The sequence below is a fragment of the Methylophilus sp. genome (assembly GCF_035460085.1).
Classification (GTDB): domain Bacteria; phylum Pseudomonadota; class Gammaproteobacteria; order Burkholderiales; family Methylophilaceae; genus Methylophilus.
In genome coordinates this window covers 76,472-93,285 of the sequence record NZ_DATHWZ010000089.1, presented here as the reverse complement: position 1 = coordinate 93,285, position 16,814 = coordinate 76,472, and the positions used below count along the sequence as shown (strand labels likewise).

Annotated in this window: 14 protein-coding genes; 6 read left to right on the top strand and 8 right to left on the bottom strand. The window is 47.3% G+C overall.

Annotated elements, in window-relative coordinates; all coding sequences use genetic code 11:
- Window positions 1–8: 8 nt before the first annotated feature.
- The 5 genes from VK958_RS12520 to VK958_RS12500 are packed head-to-tail and all read left to right on the top strand — an operon-like array spanning window position 9 to window position 7,109.
- Window positions 9–1,256: an NAD(P)/FAD-dependent oxidoreductase gene (locus VK958_RS12520; protein WP_325241896.1), complete on the top strand. Its 1,248-nt coding sequence runs from the start codon at window positions 9–11 to the stop codon at window positions 1,254–1,256.
- Entirely contained in the window at window positions 1,253–2,038 is a 786-nt protein-coding gene (locus VK958_RS12515) for a DUF1365 domain-containing protein (RefSeq protein ID WP_325241840.1), read from the top strand. The genes VK958_RS12520 and VK958_RS12515 overlap by 4 nt, the downstream gene beginning before the upstream one ends.
- Window positions 2,039–2,049: 11 nt before the next feature.
- On the top strand, window positions 2,050–3,354 hold the full coding sequence (locus VK958_RS12510) for a cyclopropane-fatty-acyl-phospholipid synthase family protein (protein WP_325241838.1): 1,305 nt from the start codon (window positions 2,050–2,052) through the stop codon (window positions 3,352–3,354).
- A gap of 33 nt (window positions 3,355–3,387) precedes the next feature.
- The gene (gene mnmC, locus VK958_RS12505; protein WP_325241836.1) at window positions 3,388–5,343 is read left to right on the top strand and encodes a bifunctional tRNA (5-methylaminomethyl-2-thiouridine)(34)-methyltransferase MnmC2/FAD-dependent 5-carboxymethylaminomethyl-2-thiouridine(34) oxidoreductase MnmC1; all 1,956 of its coding nucleotides are present in this window, start codon (window positions 3,388–3,390) and stop codon (window positions 5,341–5,343) included.
- On the top strand, window positions 5,340–7,109 hold the full coding sequence (locus VK958_RS12500) for a tetratricopeptide repeat protein (RefSeq protein ID WP_325241834.1): 1,770 nt from the start codon (window positions 5,340–5,342) through the stop codon (window positions 7,107–7,109). Before mnmC ends, VK958_RS12500 begins: the two co-directional genes overlap by 4 nt.
- Before the next feature lie 6 nt (window positions 7,110–7,115).
- On the opposite strand, the gene VK958_RS12495 is transcribed toward VK958_RS12500, so the two are convergent.
- Window positions 7,116–8,048, bottom strand: coding sequence for a DMT family transporter (locus tag VK958_RS12495; RefSeq protein ID WP_325241832.1), 933 nt, complete (start codon window positions 8,046–8,048; stop codon window positions 7,116–7,118).
- Window positions 8,049–8,063: 15 nt separating this feature from the next.
- Here VK958_RS12495 and dapC point away from each other — a divergent pair, with 15 nt between their 5' ends.
- Entirely contained in the window at window positions 8,064–9,254 is a 1,191-nt protein-coding gene (gene dapC / locus VK958_RS12490; protein ID WP_325241831.1) for a succinyldiaminopimelate transaminase, read from the top strand.
- A 65-nt stretch (window positions 9,255–9,319) separates the two neighbouring features.
- Here the strand turns inward: dapC and VK958_RS12485 are convergent, their stop codons facing one another.
- From VK958_RS12485 to VK958_RS12455, 7 genes are all read right to left on the bottom strand, one after another.
- Window positions 9,320–9,853: an FxDxF family PEP-CTERM protein gene (locus tag VK958_RS12485; protein WP_325241829.1), complete on the bottom strand. Its 534-nt coding sequence runs from the start codon at window positions 9,851–9,853 to the stop codon at window positions 9,320–9,322.
- Window positions 9,854–10,461: 608 nt separating this feature from the next.
- A complete protein-coding gene (gene rfbC, locus VK958_RS12480) occupies window positions 10,462–11,004 on the bottom strand; it encodes a dTDP-4-dehydrorhamnose 3,5-epimerase (protein WP_325241827.1) in 543 nt (180 codons plus the stop codon).
- Window positions 11,004–11,891: a glucose-1-phosphate thymidylyltransferase RfbA gene (rfbA, locus tag VK958_RS12475; protein ID WP_325241825.1), complete on the bottom strand. Its 888-nt coding sequence runs from the start codon at window positions 11,889–11,891 to the stop codon at window positions 11,004–11,006. Before rfbA ends, rfbC begins: the two co-directional genes overlap by 1 nt.
- An 8-nt stretch (window positions 11,892–11,899) precedes the next feature.
- Window positions 11,900–12,787, bottom strand: a complete 888-nt coding sequence (gene rfbD, locus VK958_RS12470; protein WP_325241823.1) for a dTDP-4-dehydrorhamnose reductase — start codon at window positions 12,785–12,787, stop codon at window positions 11,900–11,902.
- Entirely contained in the window at window positions 12,784–13,839 is a 1,056-nt protein-coding gene (rfbB, locus tag VK958_RS12465; RefSeq protein ID WP_325241821.1) for a dTDP-glucose 4,6-dehydratase, read from the bottom strand. The genes rfbD and rfbB overlap by 4 nt, the downstream gene beginning before the upstream one ends.
- A gap of 119 nt (window positions 13,840–13,958) precedes the next feature.
- Window positions 13,959–15,383 (bottom strand): phosphomannomutase, encoded by a 1,425-nt coding sequence (locus tag VK958_RS12460; protein WP_325241819.1) that lies wholly within the window; start codon window positions 15,381–15,383, stop codon window positions 13,959–13,961.
- Between the two features lie 10 nt (window positions 15,384–15,393).
- Window positions 15,394–16,806: a mannose-1-phosphate guanylyltransferase/mannose-6-phosphate isomerase gene (locus VK958_RS12455; RefSeq protein WP_325241817.1), complete on the bottom strand. Its 1,413-nt coding sequence runs from the start codon at window positions 16,804–16,806 to the stop codon at window positions 15,394–15,396.
- Window positions 16,807–16,814: the final 8 nt, after the last annotated feature.

Sequence of the window (16,814 nt, the reverse complement as noted above, 5' to 3'; positions counted from 1 at the left end):
CGATGGGCTTGAATATTGCCATCATCGGCAGTGGTATCGCTGGTAATACGCTCGCCTATCATCTGCATAAACAGCATCAGATCACCCTGTTTGAAGCAAATAATTACATTGGCGGCCATACCCATACTCATCAGGTAGAGGTTGGCGGAGAAACGCATGCGGTTGACACCGGTTTTATTGTGTTCAACGATAAAACTTACCCTGAATTTGAACGCATATTGATTGAAGCAGGGGTGGCCTGGCGCAACAGCGACATGAGCTTTAGCGTGCGTAATGAAGTCACGCATCTTGAATACAACGGCACTTCTCTTAATAGCCTGTTTGCGCAGCGGCGTAACCTGTTATCGCCAAAGTTTTACCGTATGATTCGCGATATTCTGCGCTTCAACAAGCAATCTTTGGCCTTGCTGGCAGAAGGCAATGAAATAGCCTTAGGCGAATACTTGTCGTTAAATGGTTACTCGCCACAGTTTATACGTGACTATATCGTGCCTATGGGCGCAGCGATCTGGTCTACAGATGCAGAGCAAATGCTCCAGTTCCCTGCCCGCTTTTTTGTGCGCTTCTTTCATCATCATGGCATGTTGAGTATCGATGACAGGCCACAATGGCGCACGATTATCGGTGGCTCAGCGAGTTATATCGAAAAGGTCACTGCTGGATATCGCGATCGAATTCACCTGAATACCACCGTCGAAGCCATAGAAAGAGACGGCAGTGGTGTGACCCTGAAATTTACCAGCAGGCAACCTCAGCGATTCGATTATGTATTTTTTGCCTGCCATAGTGACGAAGCGTTAAACATTCTTGGCACTGAAGCAACGGATAATGAACGTCAAGTACTCGGTGCCATTCCCTATCAGGACAATACGGTCTTTTTGCACACTGACGTCAACTTGATGCCCAAACGCAAACTGGCGTGGGCAGCCTGGAATTATCACGTCGCCGCGCAGCCCAGCGACAAAGTGCAGGTCACTTACAACATGAATATCCTGCAAGGCATACGCTCAGCAGAGCCTTTGCTGGTTACGCTTAACTATACCAATGCGATCAATCCGGCGAAAGTGATTAAGAAACTGCAATATCGCCATCCGCTTTATACCCTGGCCGGCGCCCAGGCCCAGTTACAGCATGCTGACATCAGCGGTCACCATCGCACAGGCTATGCTGGCGCTTACTGGAAGAATGGTTTCCACGAGGATGGTGTGGTCAGCGCGCTAACCGCTATCAAACATTTTGAGGCAGCCATGTCATGAGTGTAGGTGCCTCACCAAACAAGAGTGCGTTGCATAGCGCCATTTACACCGGCTGGATCAGCCATCAGCGATTGCAACCGAAAGCACATGGCTTCCGTTACCAGCTTTTTATGTTGTATCTGGATTTAGATGAACTGCCTTTATTATTTAAAAACAATCGCTTGTGGTCTTATCTTAAACCCAATCTTGCTTATTTTAAGCGCGAAGACTACCTTGGCCCACCAGATCAACCTTTAGATCAATCTGTGCGTGACCTGGTTGAAAAGAACACCGGCCAACGCCCTCTAGGCAGAATAGGTCTGCTAACCCATTGCCGTTATTGGGGCGTCTGCTTTAACCCTGTCAGCTTTTATTATTGTTACGACACTAAAGACCAGTTACAGGCAATCATCAGCCATATTACCAATACCCCCTGGAAAGAGCAGTTCGCTTATGTGCATGAAGTAAAACAGGCCACATCCATGCTCTTCAAACTTGAAAAAGATTTCCATGTCTCGCCATTTATGCCCATGGACATCGATTACCAATGGCAATTTTCAGCACCGGGAGAGGACATCAGTGTGCATATGCAGAACTGGCACCATGAGCAAGCTACGTTTTTTGCTACCTTGAAACTCCAAAGGCAGCCCTGGCAAGCCAGTGCGCTGAATAGCATGTTATTGAGCTACCCGTGGATGACACTCAAAGTCATCGCAGCTATTTACTGGCAAGCCCTGCGGCTATGGCTCAAAAGAATCCCTTTCTATTCTCACCCAAAACAACACTCCAACCTTGGTGATTAATCATGGACTCAATGCCTACAAACGCTCTTTCCGCTGACAAGCTGACCAAACCTTTGAAGTCTAAAAGCCGCGCCAGATGGGTCGCGAAGCTGGCAAAGACCCAGGTGCTCAAACGGTTGTCTGGGTTGAAAGTCGGTCAGCTGACTGTTGTTGACGGTAACGAGAGATACATTTTTGGCAATCCCAATAGTCAAAACCATATACAGGTGATCCAGGCTACCATCACCATTTATGATCAACGCTTTTATGGCGAAATCGCGTTTGGCGGCAGCATTGGTGCAGGTGAAGCCTACATGCTAGGCTATTGGCAGGCCGACTCGTTAACCAATGTAGTGCGGCTGATGGTGCTCAATCAGTCTGTGATGGATACGCTTGAAGGTGGTTACCAGTATTTAAGTAAACCGATACTCAAGGCTTTTCACTGGTTAAACAGCAACAGCGAAGCGGGCAGCCAGAAAAACATAGCGGCGCATTATGACCTGGGTAATGACTTGTTCCAGTTGTTTCTGGACCCCACCATGATGTATTCATCAGCCATGTTTGATACTACAGAAAACGCTACCCCGGAGATCAGCAACTTGCAGGCGGCTTCCGAGCGTAAGTTAAAAGTGATTTGTGACAAATTGCAGCTGTCTCCGGCTGATCATGTGATTGAAATAGGCACCGGCTGGGGTGGTTTCGCCATTTACGCTGCGAAACATTATGGTTGTCGTGTCACTAGCACGACGATTTCGCAGCAGCAATTTACATTGGCACAAACGCGCGTGGCGGCTGAAGGCCTGCAGGATAAAATCGTTTTACTCAAGCAGGATTACCGGCATTTGCAAGGTCAATACGACAAGCTTGTTTCTATCGAAATGATAGAAGCAGTCGGGTACCAATACTACGACACCTACTTCAATAAAGTGAGTCATTTGCTTAAACCGGACGGGGTTGCACTGATTCAGGCCATCACTATTGCTGATCAACGTTATAAAAGCGCCATTCACTCGGTGGATTTTATCCAGCGTTATATATTCCCGGGTTCGAATATCCCCTCGAATACCGCCATGTTAAGCAGCATCACGCGCGCCAGTGATTTACGCCTGGTGGATCTGCAGGATATCGGCCAGGATTACGCCACAACTTTGCGATTATGGCGCGAAAACTTCTTCGCCAATCTTGATAAAGTAAAGCAGCTGGGCTACAGCGATACCTTTATTCGTATGTGGGATTTTTACCTGAGCTATTGCGAAGGCGGCTTTGCCGAATGTGCGCTGGGCGATGTACATTTATTGCTAGCAAAACCGGGTTACCGAGGCCTCAAACGGGTGTAAGCGGCAAATCAGGCATGATACACTTGCCAGCCTATGACTACCCATGCAGCACTGGAGTGGCGCGATGGTTTGCCCTACTCCACCGAGTTTGATGATACCTACTTTTCTGTCAGCCCAGACAATCCGCAGCATGGGCTGGCTGAAACGCGCCACGTGTTTTTACAACACAATCAACTGCAACAACGATGGCAAAATCTTCCTATTGATAAACCCAGTCACTTTGTGATTGTTGAAACTGGTTTCGGTAGCGGCCTGAATTTTCTGGCAAGCCTGAAATTGTGGCGTGAGGTAGCGCCACAGTCAGCACATCTGCATTTTGTCAGTATCGAGATTGCACCATTTTCCTTGCACGACTTGCAGCAGGCGCATGCACACTTCCCAGAATTAGCTGAGGCCAGCCTAGCCTTATGCAAGCAATATCGCTTTCTGCAACCCGGTATCAATCAATTAGAGTTGTCGGATTTTTCTACCAGCCTGACTTTGCATATCGCTGATGCTGCCAGTGTGTTGCCTGGATTGGATCTGAAAGCAGATGCCTGGTTTCTGGATGGTTTCGCGCCGTCAAAAAATCCTGATATGTGGCAAGCACCCTTATTTCAATGCATGTCCAGATGCGCTAAAGCAGGCACCACTTTTGCCACGTTTACATGTGCCGGCTTTGTCCGCCGCCAGTTAAAAGAAACTGGTTTTAACGTTAACAAAACCGCTGGCTATGGTTTAAAGCGTGAAATGCTATCAGGGGAATGGCCAGTAGCAGAAAATACTATTCCCACCACACTTCCCAGAGTAGCGGTGATTGGTGCGGGAATCGCCGGTTGCAGCACTGCCTGGTTCTTAGCCTCTATGGGCTGCAAAGTGCATGTATTTGAGCGGGCGGAGGCGATTGCCAGCGGCGCATCCGGTAATCCACGCGGCATGCTGTATCCACGCTTAAATACCGAAGAGCTCCTGAATGATGAATTAGCCTTGCGCAGCTATAGCTTTAGCCTGCGCCACTTTGCCAACCTTCGCCTGGGTGAGGATGCCTTTAAACACAATGGCTTATTGCAATTAGGTGGTGCTGCGCGCGAACAGAAGCGCGTACATAAAGTCGCAGCGCGCTATGCCCATTTAGGATTAGTGCAGCAAGTGGATGCCACTGAAGCCACAGAACTCGCAGGCGTGACCTTGACATCAGATTGCCTGTATTTTGCTGACGCGGCATGGGTTAATCCTCACGAAGCCTGTATTGCCATGCTTAAACATGTGAACATTCAAGTGCATCTGCAGCAGAATATCATTGCATTATCCAAACAGGATGACTGGCAATTACAATCTAATGCTGGTTCTCATGAGGGATTTGATGCAGTGATCGTAGCGAATGCTGCCGATGCTGGCGAATTGTTACCAGACAGTAGCATGTGGCTGAACCCGGTGCGCGGGCAAATGGGTATGATTGCCGGGCAAACCGCTATGCGAGATTTAAAAATGATCCTGTGCGGCATAGGCTATTTGACCCCTTTGCAGGATGGCATGCATGCGATGGGTGCCACTTTTGCACATGGGGATTTAGATACGCGCGTACGTGAAGAGGATAATGCCAGTAACCTGAATATGATCAGCAACTTAAGTCCGCAATTTAATGAAGCCTCTTCAGCAGACATCACCTATGCCAGGGCCTCAATGCGCTGCGGTTCACCGGATTATTTACCTTATGTGGGGCCTTTGCTGCCGACAGACAAACTCACACCCACCGCAATCAGCATTACCGATTTTGAAGATTTGCCTCCGCCACAAGGCTTGTATATCCATGTTGCACATGGCAGCAAAGGCTTGATGACGGCGCCCTATTGCGCCGCTGTAATGGCCAGACGGCTGTTGAAGGATTTTTCAATAGCCTTGCCACAGTTGACCGAAGATAGTTTCTGGAATGGCCTGCATCCACAGCGCCTGCTATTTAAACAACTAGGCTGGAAAAAACTATTAAAGCCATTCAAGGTGGCAGTATGACTCAAGAAATAACCGATTTGCAGAGGCAACTAGTCAAGATGCCAGACGATCCCGGCCTGCATTACGAGTTAGGCCGATGCTACCTGGCGCAGAAACAATTAGATCTGGCCCTTAAATCCTTTTCTGACGCATTGCTTCTAGCACCTGATCATCCACAAATTTTAATGCAATTGGGCAATGTGGCCAGCCGGCAAGGCGATGAGTTGCGTGCTGCAGAGGCTTTCAGAAGGTCATTGCAACAAGATGCTCAACAAGCGGATGTTCATTTCAATTTAGCCAACAGCCTGCGTAAGCTCGGCCACTATGCAGAAGCGATCAAGCATTACCAACAGGCGCTATTCATCAACCCGGCGGACGCAGAAACGCATAACAACCTGGGAAATGCCTATCGTGAAAGCGGCCAACTGGATTTAGCCGTGCTTGCCTATGAACAGGCGCTCAAACACGATCCGCAATTGCTACATGCGAAAGTCCACTGGATACACCAGAAACAGCATATGGCGGACTGGCAAGGCTTAAATGAGGCTATTCATGCAGTTCGCAATGCCCTGAATCGACAGCCAACAGCGCAGATCTCGCCTTTTGCATTTCTCGCCATGCCAGGGACCAGTGAAGCAGAACAACTGCACTGTGCAAGCTTATGGGCACAGCAGCACTATGGCCATGTTCAACCATTAACAGCGCCATCCGTCAGGCCTGCAAGTCAGAAAATAAGGTTAGCTTATATTTCCTCTGATTTTCGCAAGCATCCGCTGGCCTACCTGGTCACCGATGTCATTGCCTCTCATGACCGCAATCACTTTGAAGTGAGTTTATACAACCAGGCGAAAGATGATCAGTCAGCAGAAAGAAATGCGTTCATCACTGCTGCAGATCATTGGATAGAGATTGCGACACTCACCGATGCAGAAGCCGCTGCGCATATGCGGGATGCGGGTATCGATTGCCTGATCGATTTGACCGGATATACCCAAAACAGCCGCAGCGGTGTGGCAGCGTATCGTCCGGCACGCAGCCATATCAACTGGCTTGGCTATCCCGGCAGCATGGGCAGGGTGAACGACCGGCCTTTATTTGATGTCATTCTGGTGGATAGCACTGTTAAAAGTGACTCCTTGGCTGAACGCCCGATAGCATTACCTTGTTATCAACCGAATAATGCCCAGAGGCCACAAGCCAATGCCGGTAGCAAGGCCCAGCATGGTTTACCCGAAAGCGGATTTGTGTTTTGCAGTTTTAACCAAAGTTTTAAAATCACAGCCGATGTGTTTGCCTGCTGGTTACGGATACTTCAACAAGTCCCCGAAAGTGTCTTGTGGTTGCAGGAATGTAATCAATGGGCGACTAAAAACCTGCAGCAAACCGCGCAACAGGCAGGCATTCATCCGGATCGACTGATATTCGCACCGCGCACTAGCGCTGAGCTGCATATTGCCAGGCAACAGCATGCTGATTTAATGCTGGATACCACTCCCTACAATGCCCATACCACGGCTAGTGATGCTTTGTGGCAAGGCGTTCCTCTGTTGACGGTGCAAGGTGATACATTCCCCGCGCGCGTGAGTGCGAGTTTGCTTACGCGTAGCGGATTGGAAGAATGTATCTGCAGCGATTGGGAGAGCTTAGAAAAAAAGGCGGTTACACTCGCAAATAATCCTGCCGCATTGCAGGCGCTGAGACAAAAGGTGAAAGAACAAGCACGGGTGTTATTTGAACCCTTAACTTTCTGCCGTCATCTAGAGCAGGTTTATCGCGCGCTTTTGTAATCAAGCTTACCTATCGGTACTTTTTTCACTGCCTTCACTGCCTTCGCTGTAGTAAACCGACAACAGGCCTGCGGCGACAATACAAACCCCGCCTATCATTTCAATCGCAGACATGGTCTCGTTTGCCAGAAAATAAGCCGCCACAGCAGCTACAATCAGCTCAAACATGAATAATACCGAGGCCTGAATCGCGGGTGTTTTTGTGATGCCATATTGCACCAGCAAGGTTGCAGAAATGAGCATGCACGCGATCAGCAGCAGTAATAAAATACTGCTCGAAGTCAATGTGCTGGCTACGGCTGGATCAGGCAATCCTCCTTGCCAGAGCATCAGCACCAACGACAGACCAAACACACCTAACCAAACCAGCATCCCTTTGGCCGCTATAGTGAGGTGAGTGGAAAAACGCGTGATGACATTTGTGATTGAAAAGCCGATGCCAGCTGATAACGCTAGCCAATCCGAAGGTGATTGCGGCATTGGCCATGCCAATCGACCATCTGTCAGCATGAGGTCTGCCCCTAACAATGAAAGGGCTATGGCTAATAATTGAGGGCGATGCCACTGCTCATGCAGCCAGATTCTTGCCAGTAACAATGTCCACAGGGGAGACATGTAAAACAGCAGCATGACGCGCATGACTTCGCCATCTATCACAGCTAGCACATAGGCAAGATTGGTCCAGCCTGCCACCAGGCTCAGCCAATAAGCAGACTTAGGTACTTTGGCTATGTGAGGGTAGCGGCGCCAGAATATCATTCCGCCAAACAATAGCGCCAGCCCATAACTCATCAGGCTGGAATGCACACCAGAAATGCCACTATCATTCAGCAGTCGGTAGGGATACCAGATCAGCCCCCAGGAAATTGCACCGTAGATCAATGCTGCCAACGCAAAATATTTTTGCTGATGGGCTTTTTGTTTATGCGCAAGGCTCACTTATAATACAACCCTATGAATCCACATTTAAACTTACTCCAGCCCTACCCGTTTCAACGGTTACGCGATTTGTTTCATGGTTTGACACCTAATCCGGATTTCAGCCCTATCAATTTATCGATCGGGGAGCCCAAGCACGAGACGCCAGGCATTATTACTGAGGCCTTGGCAGCCAACTTGTCCGGATTGGCCAGCTATCCTACCACAGCCGGTGTGCCAGCCTTGCGCGAAGCCATTAATCAATGGCTGCAACGTCGCTACAAAATCCCGGCCCTCAATATCGACAAAGCCATTTTGCCGGTGAATGGTAGTCGTGAAGCCTTGTTTGCCTTTGCACAAGCAGTCATTGATACCAGCGTGCCGCAGCAACCCGTTGTGATCTCGCCAAACCCGTTCTACCAGATTTATGAAGGCGCTGCTTTCCTTGCTGGCGCCACGCCTTACTTTATCAATACCACTCAAGAGAATGATTATGTCATGGACCTGACACAGGTACCGGCTGATATTCTTAAGCGTACGCAATTAGTGTATGTCTGTAGTCCGGGAAACCCTTCAGGCAAGGTCATTGATTTACCAGCATGGAAAACCCTGTTTGAATTGTCTGACCAGTATGGTTTTGTCATCGCTTCAGATGAATGCTATTCCGAAATCTACTTTGACGAAGCAAATCCACCAGTGGGTGCTCTGGAAGCCGCCCACAGGTTAGGCCGCGATTTTAGTCGCGTCGTCATGTTCAGTTCGCTATCCAAACGTTCAAATGTCCCAGGAATGCGTTCCGGCTTTGTAGCTGGTGATGCTACTATTATTGAAAAGTTTGCCTTGTACCGTACGTATCATGGATGCGCAATGAATCCTGCTGTACAAGCTGCCAGTATCGTGGCTTGGGATGATGAGACACATGTGATCCGAAACCGGAAACTGTACAACGAGAAATTCCAGTCGGTAACCCCCATACTCAAGCAAGTATGGTCAAAAACACAGCTTCCTGATGCCGCTTTCTATTTATGGATAGACACGCAACAGGATGATACCCTGGTTGCCAGACAGCTTTACCAGGAACTAAACATTACCGTACTCCCCGGCTCTTTCCTGGCTCGAGAGGCTCATGGATGCAATCCAGGAAAAGGTTTTATTCGCATGGCTTTGGTGGCCTCACCAGAAGAGGCAATCATGACTGCGCAAAGAATAAAAGAACTCCTCAAATAAACCCATTCCAGAAAATAAAAAAGCCGGATGCATATGCATCCGGCTTTTTTTATTGCTAGTGAAAATTAAGCAAATTTTCTACGAGCGATCATACCGATAATGCCCAAGCCCAGGAACATCAACGCATTAGTTTCTGGTTCTGGAACAGGAACAACAGAAGCTGCAGAAATAGCAACATTACCACCGAAACGCAATGTAAAGATGGTTGATGGAACCAGCGTCAAAGAGTAGTTACCACTAGTCAGGTCATCAAATGTGTAAGTATTTGAACTTAAAAGCGTCAATGGAGCAAGTGCGATTTGTTGAATCTCAGTTGCACCTTGTTTCAGGCTGAAATAAGTGTTTCCGATGCTAGCGCCGAATAATTCGGAAATGCTGATTGAAAGGTCAGATGTACTAGATAAACTGAAATTATAAATTTCACCGCCATCAATTACGCTACCGAAAACTGCGAATGCGCTGAAATCACCACCCACAGGTGCTGCAATATCAGTCACATTACCAAGATTATAGGTTACGGTTGTAGCAGAAGATGTCATAGGCAAAAGCATTGCCGAACCAACTGCTAATACTGCCAAAGATTTTTTTATATTTAACATATAGATCCTTAAGAAAATTAAAAGAAATAACTAAAAAAACATACTAATTACAAAGGGCAAACTTAAAGCACGCAAACTAAACATAGCAGACTAAGTTAATACCAGAAACATCACTACATGGAGCTGAGACATCCAGATAAATCGGGAGATTAAAGGTTTGTTGGTATTGCCAGACATTCAATGCCGCATTCACCCAACAATACGCCGATTGAGCGTTTCCTTTTAATTCTCCTCTTTTGCTAACAATAACTTAATATTTTATCTTGCGACATTACCCGTTCGGGCTATTCCAAAATCATTATCGCGCTATTTATTTCTAAAATTAATGAATGCAAAAAACGTTCCAGTTTTAAAACAATCTAACCCATTGATTTAATTTGATTATTTTAAAGATTGATTGCTTAAGTGCTGGATTAAATGCAAAAAGTCTACAAGTCTGCTGCACAGGTGATGCGCATGCACCACTTATGTGCACTAAACGATTTGCATTTTACACATAAAAAATGGTTTATTGTGAATTTTTTGTTACATTTAACTATAGGTTTTGTCAAACGCAAAATGCATGATTTAAGTGGATTTATTCTGGAGTTAGATAAAGACGATCTGTGCTAGAACTTATCGGCCTCAGCGAAGCTAAGACCAAGCGCATCTTTCGTAGATAAGGATGGCTTTTGGGCAATAGGCCACTCAACATTTAAGGTCAGGTCATTCCAGATAATACAGCGCTCGTATTCAGGCGCATAAAAGTTTGTAGTTTTGTATAAAAACTCTGCCGACTCTGAAAGTACTAGAAATCCGTGAGCAAATCCTTCAGGAACCCAAAGCATTTTTTTATTTTCATCGCTCAAAACTTCACCTACCCATTTGCCAAAAGTGGGTGACGCTGAACGTAAATCTACCGCCACATCAAAGACCGCACCCTGGGTCACGCGGACTAGTTTTCCCTGAGGTTGTTGAATCTGGTAATGCAAACCTCTCAATACATTTTTTGCGGATCTGGAATGATTATCCTGTACGAATCGGGGACGTAATCCGGTGGATTCAGCAAATATATTTTCGTTAAAGCTTTCATAAAAAAAACCACGGTCGTCGCCAAATACCTTTGGCTCAAAAATCCATACATCTGGAATACTGGTTTGATGCGCAATCACTAAAATACCTTCTCATTCACAATCTGTGATAAATATTGTCCGTAACTGTTTTTCTTGTAGGTTTCGGCTTGTTTTAAAAGTGCTTCGGCGGAAATATACCCCATCCGGTATGCAATTTCTTCCGGGCACGCTATTTTCAGGCCTTGTCGGTTTTCTATCGTTTGAATAAACAATGAAGCCTCTAGTAAAGACTCATGCGTGCCTGTATCCAGCCAGGCATGCCCTCTTCCCATCACTTCTACATTCAGCTGCTCTTGTGTCAGGTATTGTTTATTCACATCCGTGATCTCTAGCTCGCCTCGTGGAGAGGGCTTCAAGTTTTTGGCTATCTCAATCACCTGATTGTCATAAAAATAGAGTCCGGTCACCGCGTAGCGCGATTTAGGTTGCGTTGGCTTTTCTTCCAGGCTGATGGCTTTTCCCTGGTCGTCAAACTCCACTACCCCGTAACGTTCAGGATCATTGACCGGGTAAGCAAATACTGTAGCACCACTGCCTGAATTATTTGCCTGTTGCAATGAGGTAGCCAGATCGTGTCCATAAAAAATATTGTCGCCTAGTACGAGGGCACTTTGCGAGTGACCAATAAAAGGTTGGCCGATAATAAAAGCTTGTGCCAGACCATCCGGCGAAGACTGTACAGCATATTGAATATTGATGCCCCACTGCGAGCCATCACCCAACAGTTGTTCAAACCTTGGGGTATCCACTGGCGTCGAAATCAGCAAAATATTCTTGATGCCGGATAACATAAGTGTCGTTAAAGGGTAATACACCATCGGTTTGTCATACACAGGGATCAGTTGTTTTGAAACCGCCTGCGTGGCAGGATATAAGCGCGTTCCAGAGCCCCCCGCTAACACAATCCCTTTTCTATTATTTGCCATAATGTACCCTATAAGATTTGCTGCAACACATGGGAGACGCCATGCTGCCAGTCAGGCAGACGTAAATCAAAAGCATCTTGAAACTGACGAGTATCCAGTCTTGAGTTCGCCGGTCGTCTGGCCGGTACCGGATAGTCTGCTGTTGTAATGGGGTTGACCATTTCTGGTAACACCTTCATGGACTTACCTGCTCTAATGGCTTCTGCAATTACGAACCGTGCGTACTCATACCAGTTCGTCACACCATTGGCGGTCACATGATACAAGCCATAAGGAAATGTCTCATCGTCCTGGCGTTGAATGCGGCCAATTAATTGTGCAGTCACATCTGCTAGCAGCGCGGCAGATGTGGGTGCTCCAAACTGATCGGCAACCACACTTAAAGAGTCTCGTTCACTGGCTAGTTTTAGCATGGTTTTTGCAAAATTTGCACCATGTGCGCCGACCACCCAGCTTGTTCTCATGATCAAACTACGTTCACAAGTAGAAAGTAAAGCCCGCTCACCATCCAGTTTGGTTTGCCCATATACATTTTGCGGGTTTGTCGCATCGGTTTCTTTATAAAACTGGTTGCCCACACCTTCAAACACATAATCAGTCGAATAGTGAAAAACAAAAGCACCACATGCTGACGCCTCTTCACCCATGATTCGGGGTGCATCGCAGTTTATTTTCCTTGCAGATCCAGCGTCTGATTCAGCTTTATCCACCGCAGTGTAAGCGGCAGGGTTAATAATCCCGTCAGGCGCAATCTCCCTGATAAGCCCGCGTAGTGCGGATTCATCAGATAAGTCACAATCCCCCCTGCTAATGGCAATCACCTCAGCCAGCGGTGCCAAGCTGCGTTGCAGCTCAAAACCCACTTGCCCAGTGCATCCCGTAAGTAATAGCCTCATTGATACTGTTTTTCTACCCACTGCCGGTATTGACCACTGGTAATGTTTTCAACCCACGATGCGTTATCCAGATACCACTCTACGGTTTTGCGTATACCGGTTTCAAAGGTCTCGGCTGGTTTCCAACCCAGCTCCTTTTCCAGTTTGGTGGCATCGATCGCATAGCGCCTGTCATGACCGGGGCGATCTTTAACATAGGTGATCTGTGCACTAAAAGAGACCCCATCAGCTCGTGGTTTCAACGCATCTAATATCGTGCAGATAGTATGCACAACCTCGATATTGGGTTTCTCATTCCATCCGCCCACGTTGTAAGTGTCACCGACCTGCCCGGCGGTTAATACGCGACGAATCGCGATGCAGTGATCTTTCACATATAACCAGTCACGAATTTGCTGGCCATCCCCATAGATCGGCAATGGCTTGCCATTGAGTGCGTTGTGAATGACTAACGGGATCAGCTTCTCAGGGAAGTGGTACGGTCCATAATTATTGGAGCAATTAGTAGTGAGCACCGGCAAGCCATAAGTATGGTGATAAGCGCGCACCAGATGATCAGAAGCTGCTTTGGATGCCGAATATGGACTGTTAGGCTCGTAACGATGTTGCTCGCTGAAAGGTGCGTCATTGTTGTCTAGAGAACCATACACTTCATCAGTAGACACGTGCAGAAACCTGAAATCGCTTTTTTCATCGCCCTCTAATGCGCTCCAGTAAGCGCGCACCGCCTCAAGCAGGTGAAAAGTGCCGACTACATTGGTTTGGATAAAGTCTTCCGGGCCATGGATAGAGCGATCAACGTGGGATTCAGCTGCAAAATTCAATATCGCTCGCGGCTGGTATTCAGCCAGCAAGCGCCTGACTAATTCAAAATCACCAATATCACCCTTGATAAAAATATGGCGCGGGTCGTCTTTTATTGATGTAAGGTTATCCAGATTACCCGCATAGGTCAGTTTATCCAGATTCACCACAGGCTCATCTGATTGTTGCAGCCAGTCCAATACAAAATTGCTGCCGATAAACCCGGCTCCCCCAGTGACAAAAATCATGTAATCAATAACCTTTATGTATGTTCAGATACCAAAAAGGCATATTAAAACGTTTTTGCGATGAGAACAATTTTGAAATGAATATTAACTTCAAACCTGGTCGGCTTTAATGCCGGTTTTTATGCAAACTTCCTCAGCTGCGCCATGATACTGCTGAGTAAAGATTGTGCCGCCGCCTGGCTAGTCTCTTCTACATAACACCTGAACTCAGGTGCATTGCCCGATGGACGTAGATGTACGACTTTTCCCGATTGCAACATTGCCCTTAGTCCATCAGTGGTATCAACCTGTGAAATTTGCTCTTCGAGCTGCAATGAGCTCAGCATTTCGGCAGGCGCATCAGTCCAGCCAGACAGTAATGCCTTGCTTTTTTCGGTAGGAAAATCTTGCAGGCGGTCACTGGCAGTGAAGCGTTGTGGCAATGCTGCCACGAGTTGTGAAAGGGGTTTGCCTTGTGTTTTTACCTGCGCCAATAAGGTCACTACAGGCAAGATGGCATCACGGGTTGGCAATGGTTGCAATGTCGATGCTTGAGGTATATGGCTACCCAGCAAAAATCCGCCATTTGCTTCAAACCCTGCCACACTGGCTGCACCTTCTTTTTGTAATGCTTCCATACCTGCAATCACGTACGGCGAGCCAATGCGGGTTCGCAAAACTTGTTTAAAATAGCCACTGGCCTCAACGGCGGTATTACAGCTGACGGGGATGGCTAAATGAGAAATCTGCAATGCCTTGGCTGTTAACAAACCGACGATGTCACCTCTTAGCCAGTGACCTTTTTCATCACTGATTAATGGCCTGTCCCCATCTCCGTCGGTAGAGATAATTGCATCCACTTTATATTTTGCAGCCCAGTCCAATCCTCGTTGGGTATCTTCAAATGAAACAGCTTCGGTATCAATAGGTACGAATGTATCTGAACGTTCCAGGCAAATGACTTCAGCACCCAAATCACTTAATAGCTTATGCAATACATCTCGCGCCACGCTGGAGTGTTGATATACCGCCAGCTTTAATCCTGTGAGTGCTTGATCACCCAATAAGTCTTTGTACCGTTGAATGTAATCTGTCCTGGCCTGAGGATCCTCGGCTGGCAAACTGCTGGCTGTTTCAGCTAAGGTTTGCAACTCGCATGACAACATGACGCCTTCATCGGATTTGGTGATTTCACCATCGGGACGATAAAACTTGAGGCCATTACGATCAAACGGGATATGGCTACCTGTCACCATAATCCCTGGAATATTATGTGTTTGGGCAAAGAGTGCCAACGCTGGTGTAGGGATAGCCCCACAAAAAATGACTTCAAGCCCGAGTTGCCGCAGCATTTTGGCGCAAGCTTCTGCGATGCGGGGGCTACTTGGGCGCAAATCAATCGCGATGGCAACCTGCTTAAAGGCAAACGCCTGCTGCACTGTCGTGATAAAAGCTTGGGTATAGGCTGCACAGACATCATCGGTCATTGACGCAACCAGTCCACGCGCACCACTGGTGCCAAAAGCCACACCACTTTGCTGCATCACTTTTTGTAACACTGGCATATCTGGCCCCTTAACTACGGCCATAAGTATCTTCGTAGCGCACGATATCATCTTCGCCCAGATAGCTACCTGATTGCACTTCAATCAGATGCAACGGCAACTTGCCAGGGTTTTCCAAGCGATGGGTTGAGCCAATCGGGATATAGGTAGACTCGTTTTCAGTGAATAGTTTAGTCACATCATCCACAGTGATCATGGCTGAACCGCTCACCACCACCCAATGTTCAGCACGGTGGTGATGCATTTGCAGCGACAACTTTTCGCCAGGCTTCACCATGATACGCTTGACCTGGAAACGCTCGCCCACATCAATTCCTTCATACCAACCCCAAGGGCGATATACGCGCGGATGCATTTTGTGTTCAGAACGTCCACTGGCTTTTAAATGGTCAACAATATTTTTTACATCTTGCGCGCAATCTCGATGGGCCACCAGCACCGCATCACTGGTTTCCACAATCAATAAATCTTTGACGCCAACAGCAGCTACAAAACGATTTTCAGCGCGTACCAGTGTGTTGTTTACATCTTTGAGGTAGACATCGCCACGTACAGCATTGCCATTGGCATCCTGCGTTTGCACTTCTTTCAGCGCTGTCCATGAGCCAACATCATTCCAACCCATACTGGCGGGAACAACTGCCGCCAGCTTGGTTTTTTCCATGACTGCATAGTCAATTGAATCAGAAGGCGACTCAGCAAATGAAGCCTCATGCAAACGCACAAAATCCAGGTCTTTATAACTTTGCGACACGGCTTGCGTTACCGCACTCACCATTTCCGGAGCATATTTCTGCAACTCAGAGAGGAAGACAGATGGTTTGAATAAGAACATACCGCTGTTCCAGTAAAAATTACCAGCATCCACATATTGCTGAGCTGTTGTTGCATCTGGTTTTTCAACAAAGCGAGCCACCTCAAAACAACCTTCAGCAGCATTCGTAGAGTGACCAGATTGGATATAGCCATAACCAGTTTCCGGGTGCGTTGGCTCAATACCAAAGGTCACCAGCTTGCCCTGTTCTGCCGCCACACTAGCGCGACTGACTGCAGCTTCAAATGCAATCACATCAGTAATGACATGATCCGCAGGCAATACCAGCATCAGCACATCTTTATCTTTTAAAGCAATAGCGGCTGCAGCAATTGCTGGTGCAGTGTTACGGGCTACCGGTTCCAGCAAAATCGCTTCTGGATTCAGGTTGATTTGGCGCAATTGTTCAGCAACCAAAAATCTGTGATCATTACCGCATACCACTATGGGATTACCAACATCAGCCCAGCTGGACAATCTCGTTAAGGTTTCTTGCAACATAGTGTTATCCGTTACCAAAGGTAACAGTTGCTTAGGCAACACTGCACGTGACAATGGCCATAATCTTGTGCCAGAACCACCAGATAAAATAACAGGAACAATTTTCATTTTTATCA

Excerpts from the sequence above, each read along its gene's own strand:
- VK958_RS12460 (WP_325241819.1), bottom strand. The coding sequence starts at position 15,383 with ATGCCAGTGTTACAAAAAGTGATGCAGCAAAGTGGTGTGGCTTTTGGC.
- VK958_RS12515 (WP_325241840.1), top strand. The coding sequence starts at position 1,253 with ATGAGTGTAGGTGCCTCACCAAACAAGAGTGCGTTGCATAGCGCCATT.
- VK958_RS12510 (WP_325241838.1), top strand. The coding sequence starts at position 2,050 with ATGCCTACAAACGCTCTTTCCGCTGACAAGCTGACCAAACCTTTGAAG.
- VK958_RS12485 (WP_325241829.1), bottom strand. The coding sequence starts at position 9,853 with ATGTTAAATATAAAAAAATCTTTGGCAGTATTAGCAGTTGGTTCGGCA.
- VK958_RS12455 (WP_325241817.1), bottom strand. The coding sequence starts at position 16,806 with ATGAAAATTGTTCCTGTTATTTTATCTGGTGGTTCTGGCACAAGATTA.
- mnmC (WP_325241836.1), top strand. The coding sequence starts at position 3,388 with ATGACTACCCATGCAGCACTGGAGTGGCGCGATGGTTTGCCCTACTCC.
- dapC (WP_325241831.1), top strand. The coding sequence starts at position 8,064 with ATGAATCCACATTTAAACTTACTCCAGCCCTACCCGTTTCAACGGTTA.
- rfbB (WP_325241821.1), bottom strand. The coding sequence starts at position 13,839 with ATGATTTTTGTCACTGGGGGAGCCGGGTTTATCGGCAGCAATTTTGTA.
- rfbA (WP_325241825.1), bottom strand. The coding sequence starts at position 11,891 with ATGGCAAATAATAGAAAAGGGATTGTGTTAGCGGGGGGCTCTGGAACG.
- rfbD (WP_325241823.1), bottom strand. The coding sequence starts at position 12,787 with ATGAGGCTATTACTTACGGGATGCACTGGGCAAGTGGGTTTTGAGCTG.
- VK958_RS12500 (WP_325241834.1), top strand. The coding sequence starts at position 5,340 with ATGACTCAAGAAATAACCGATTTGCAGAGGCAACTAGTCAAGATGCCA.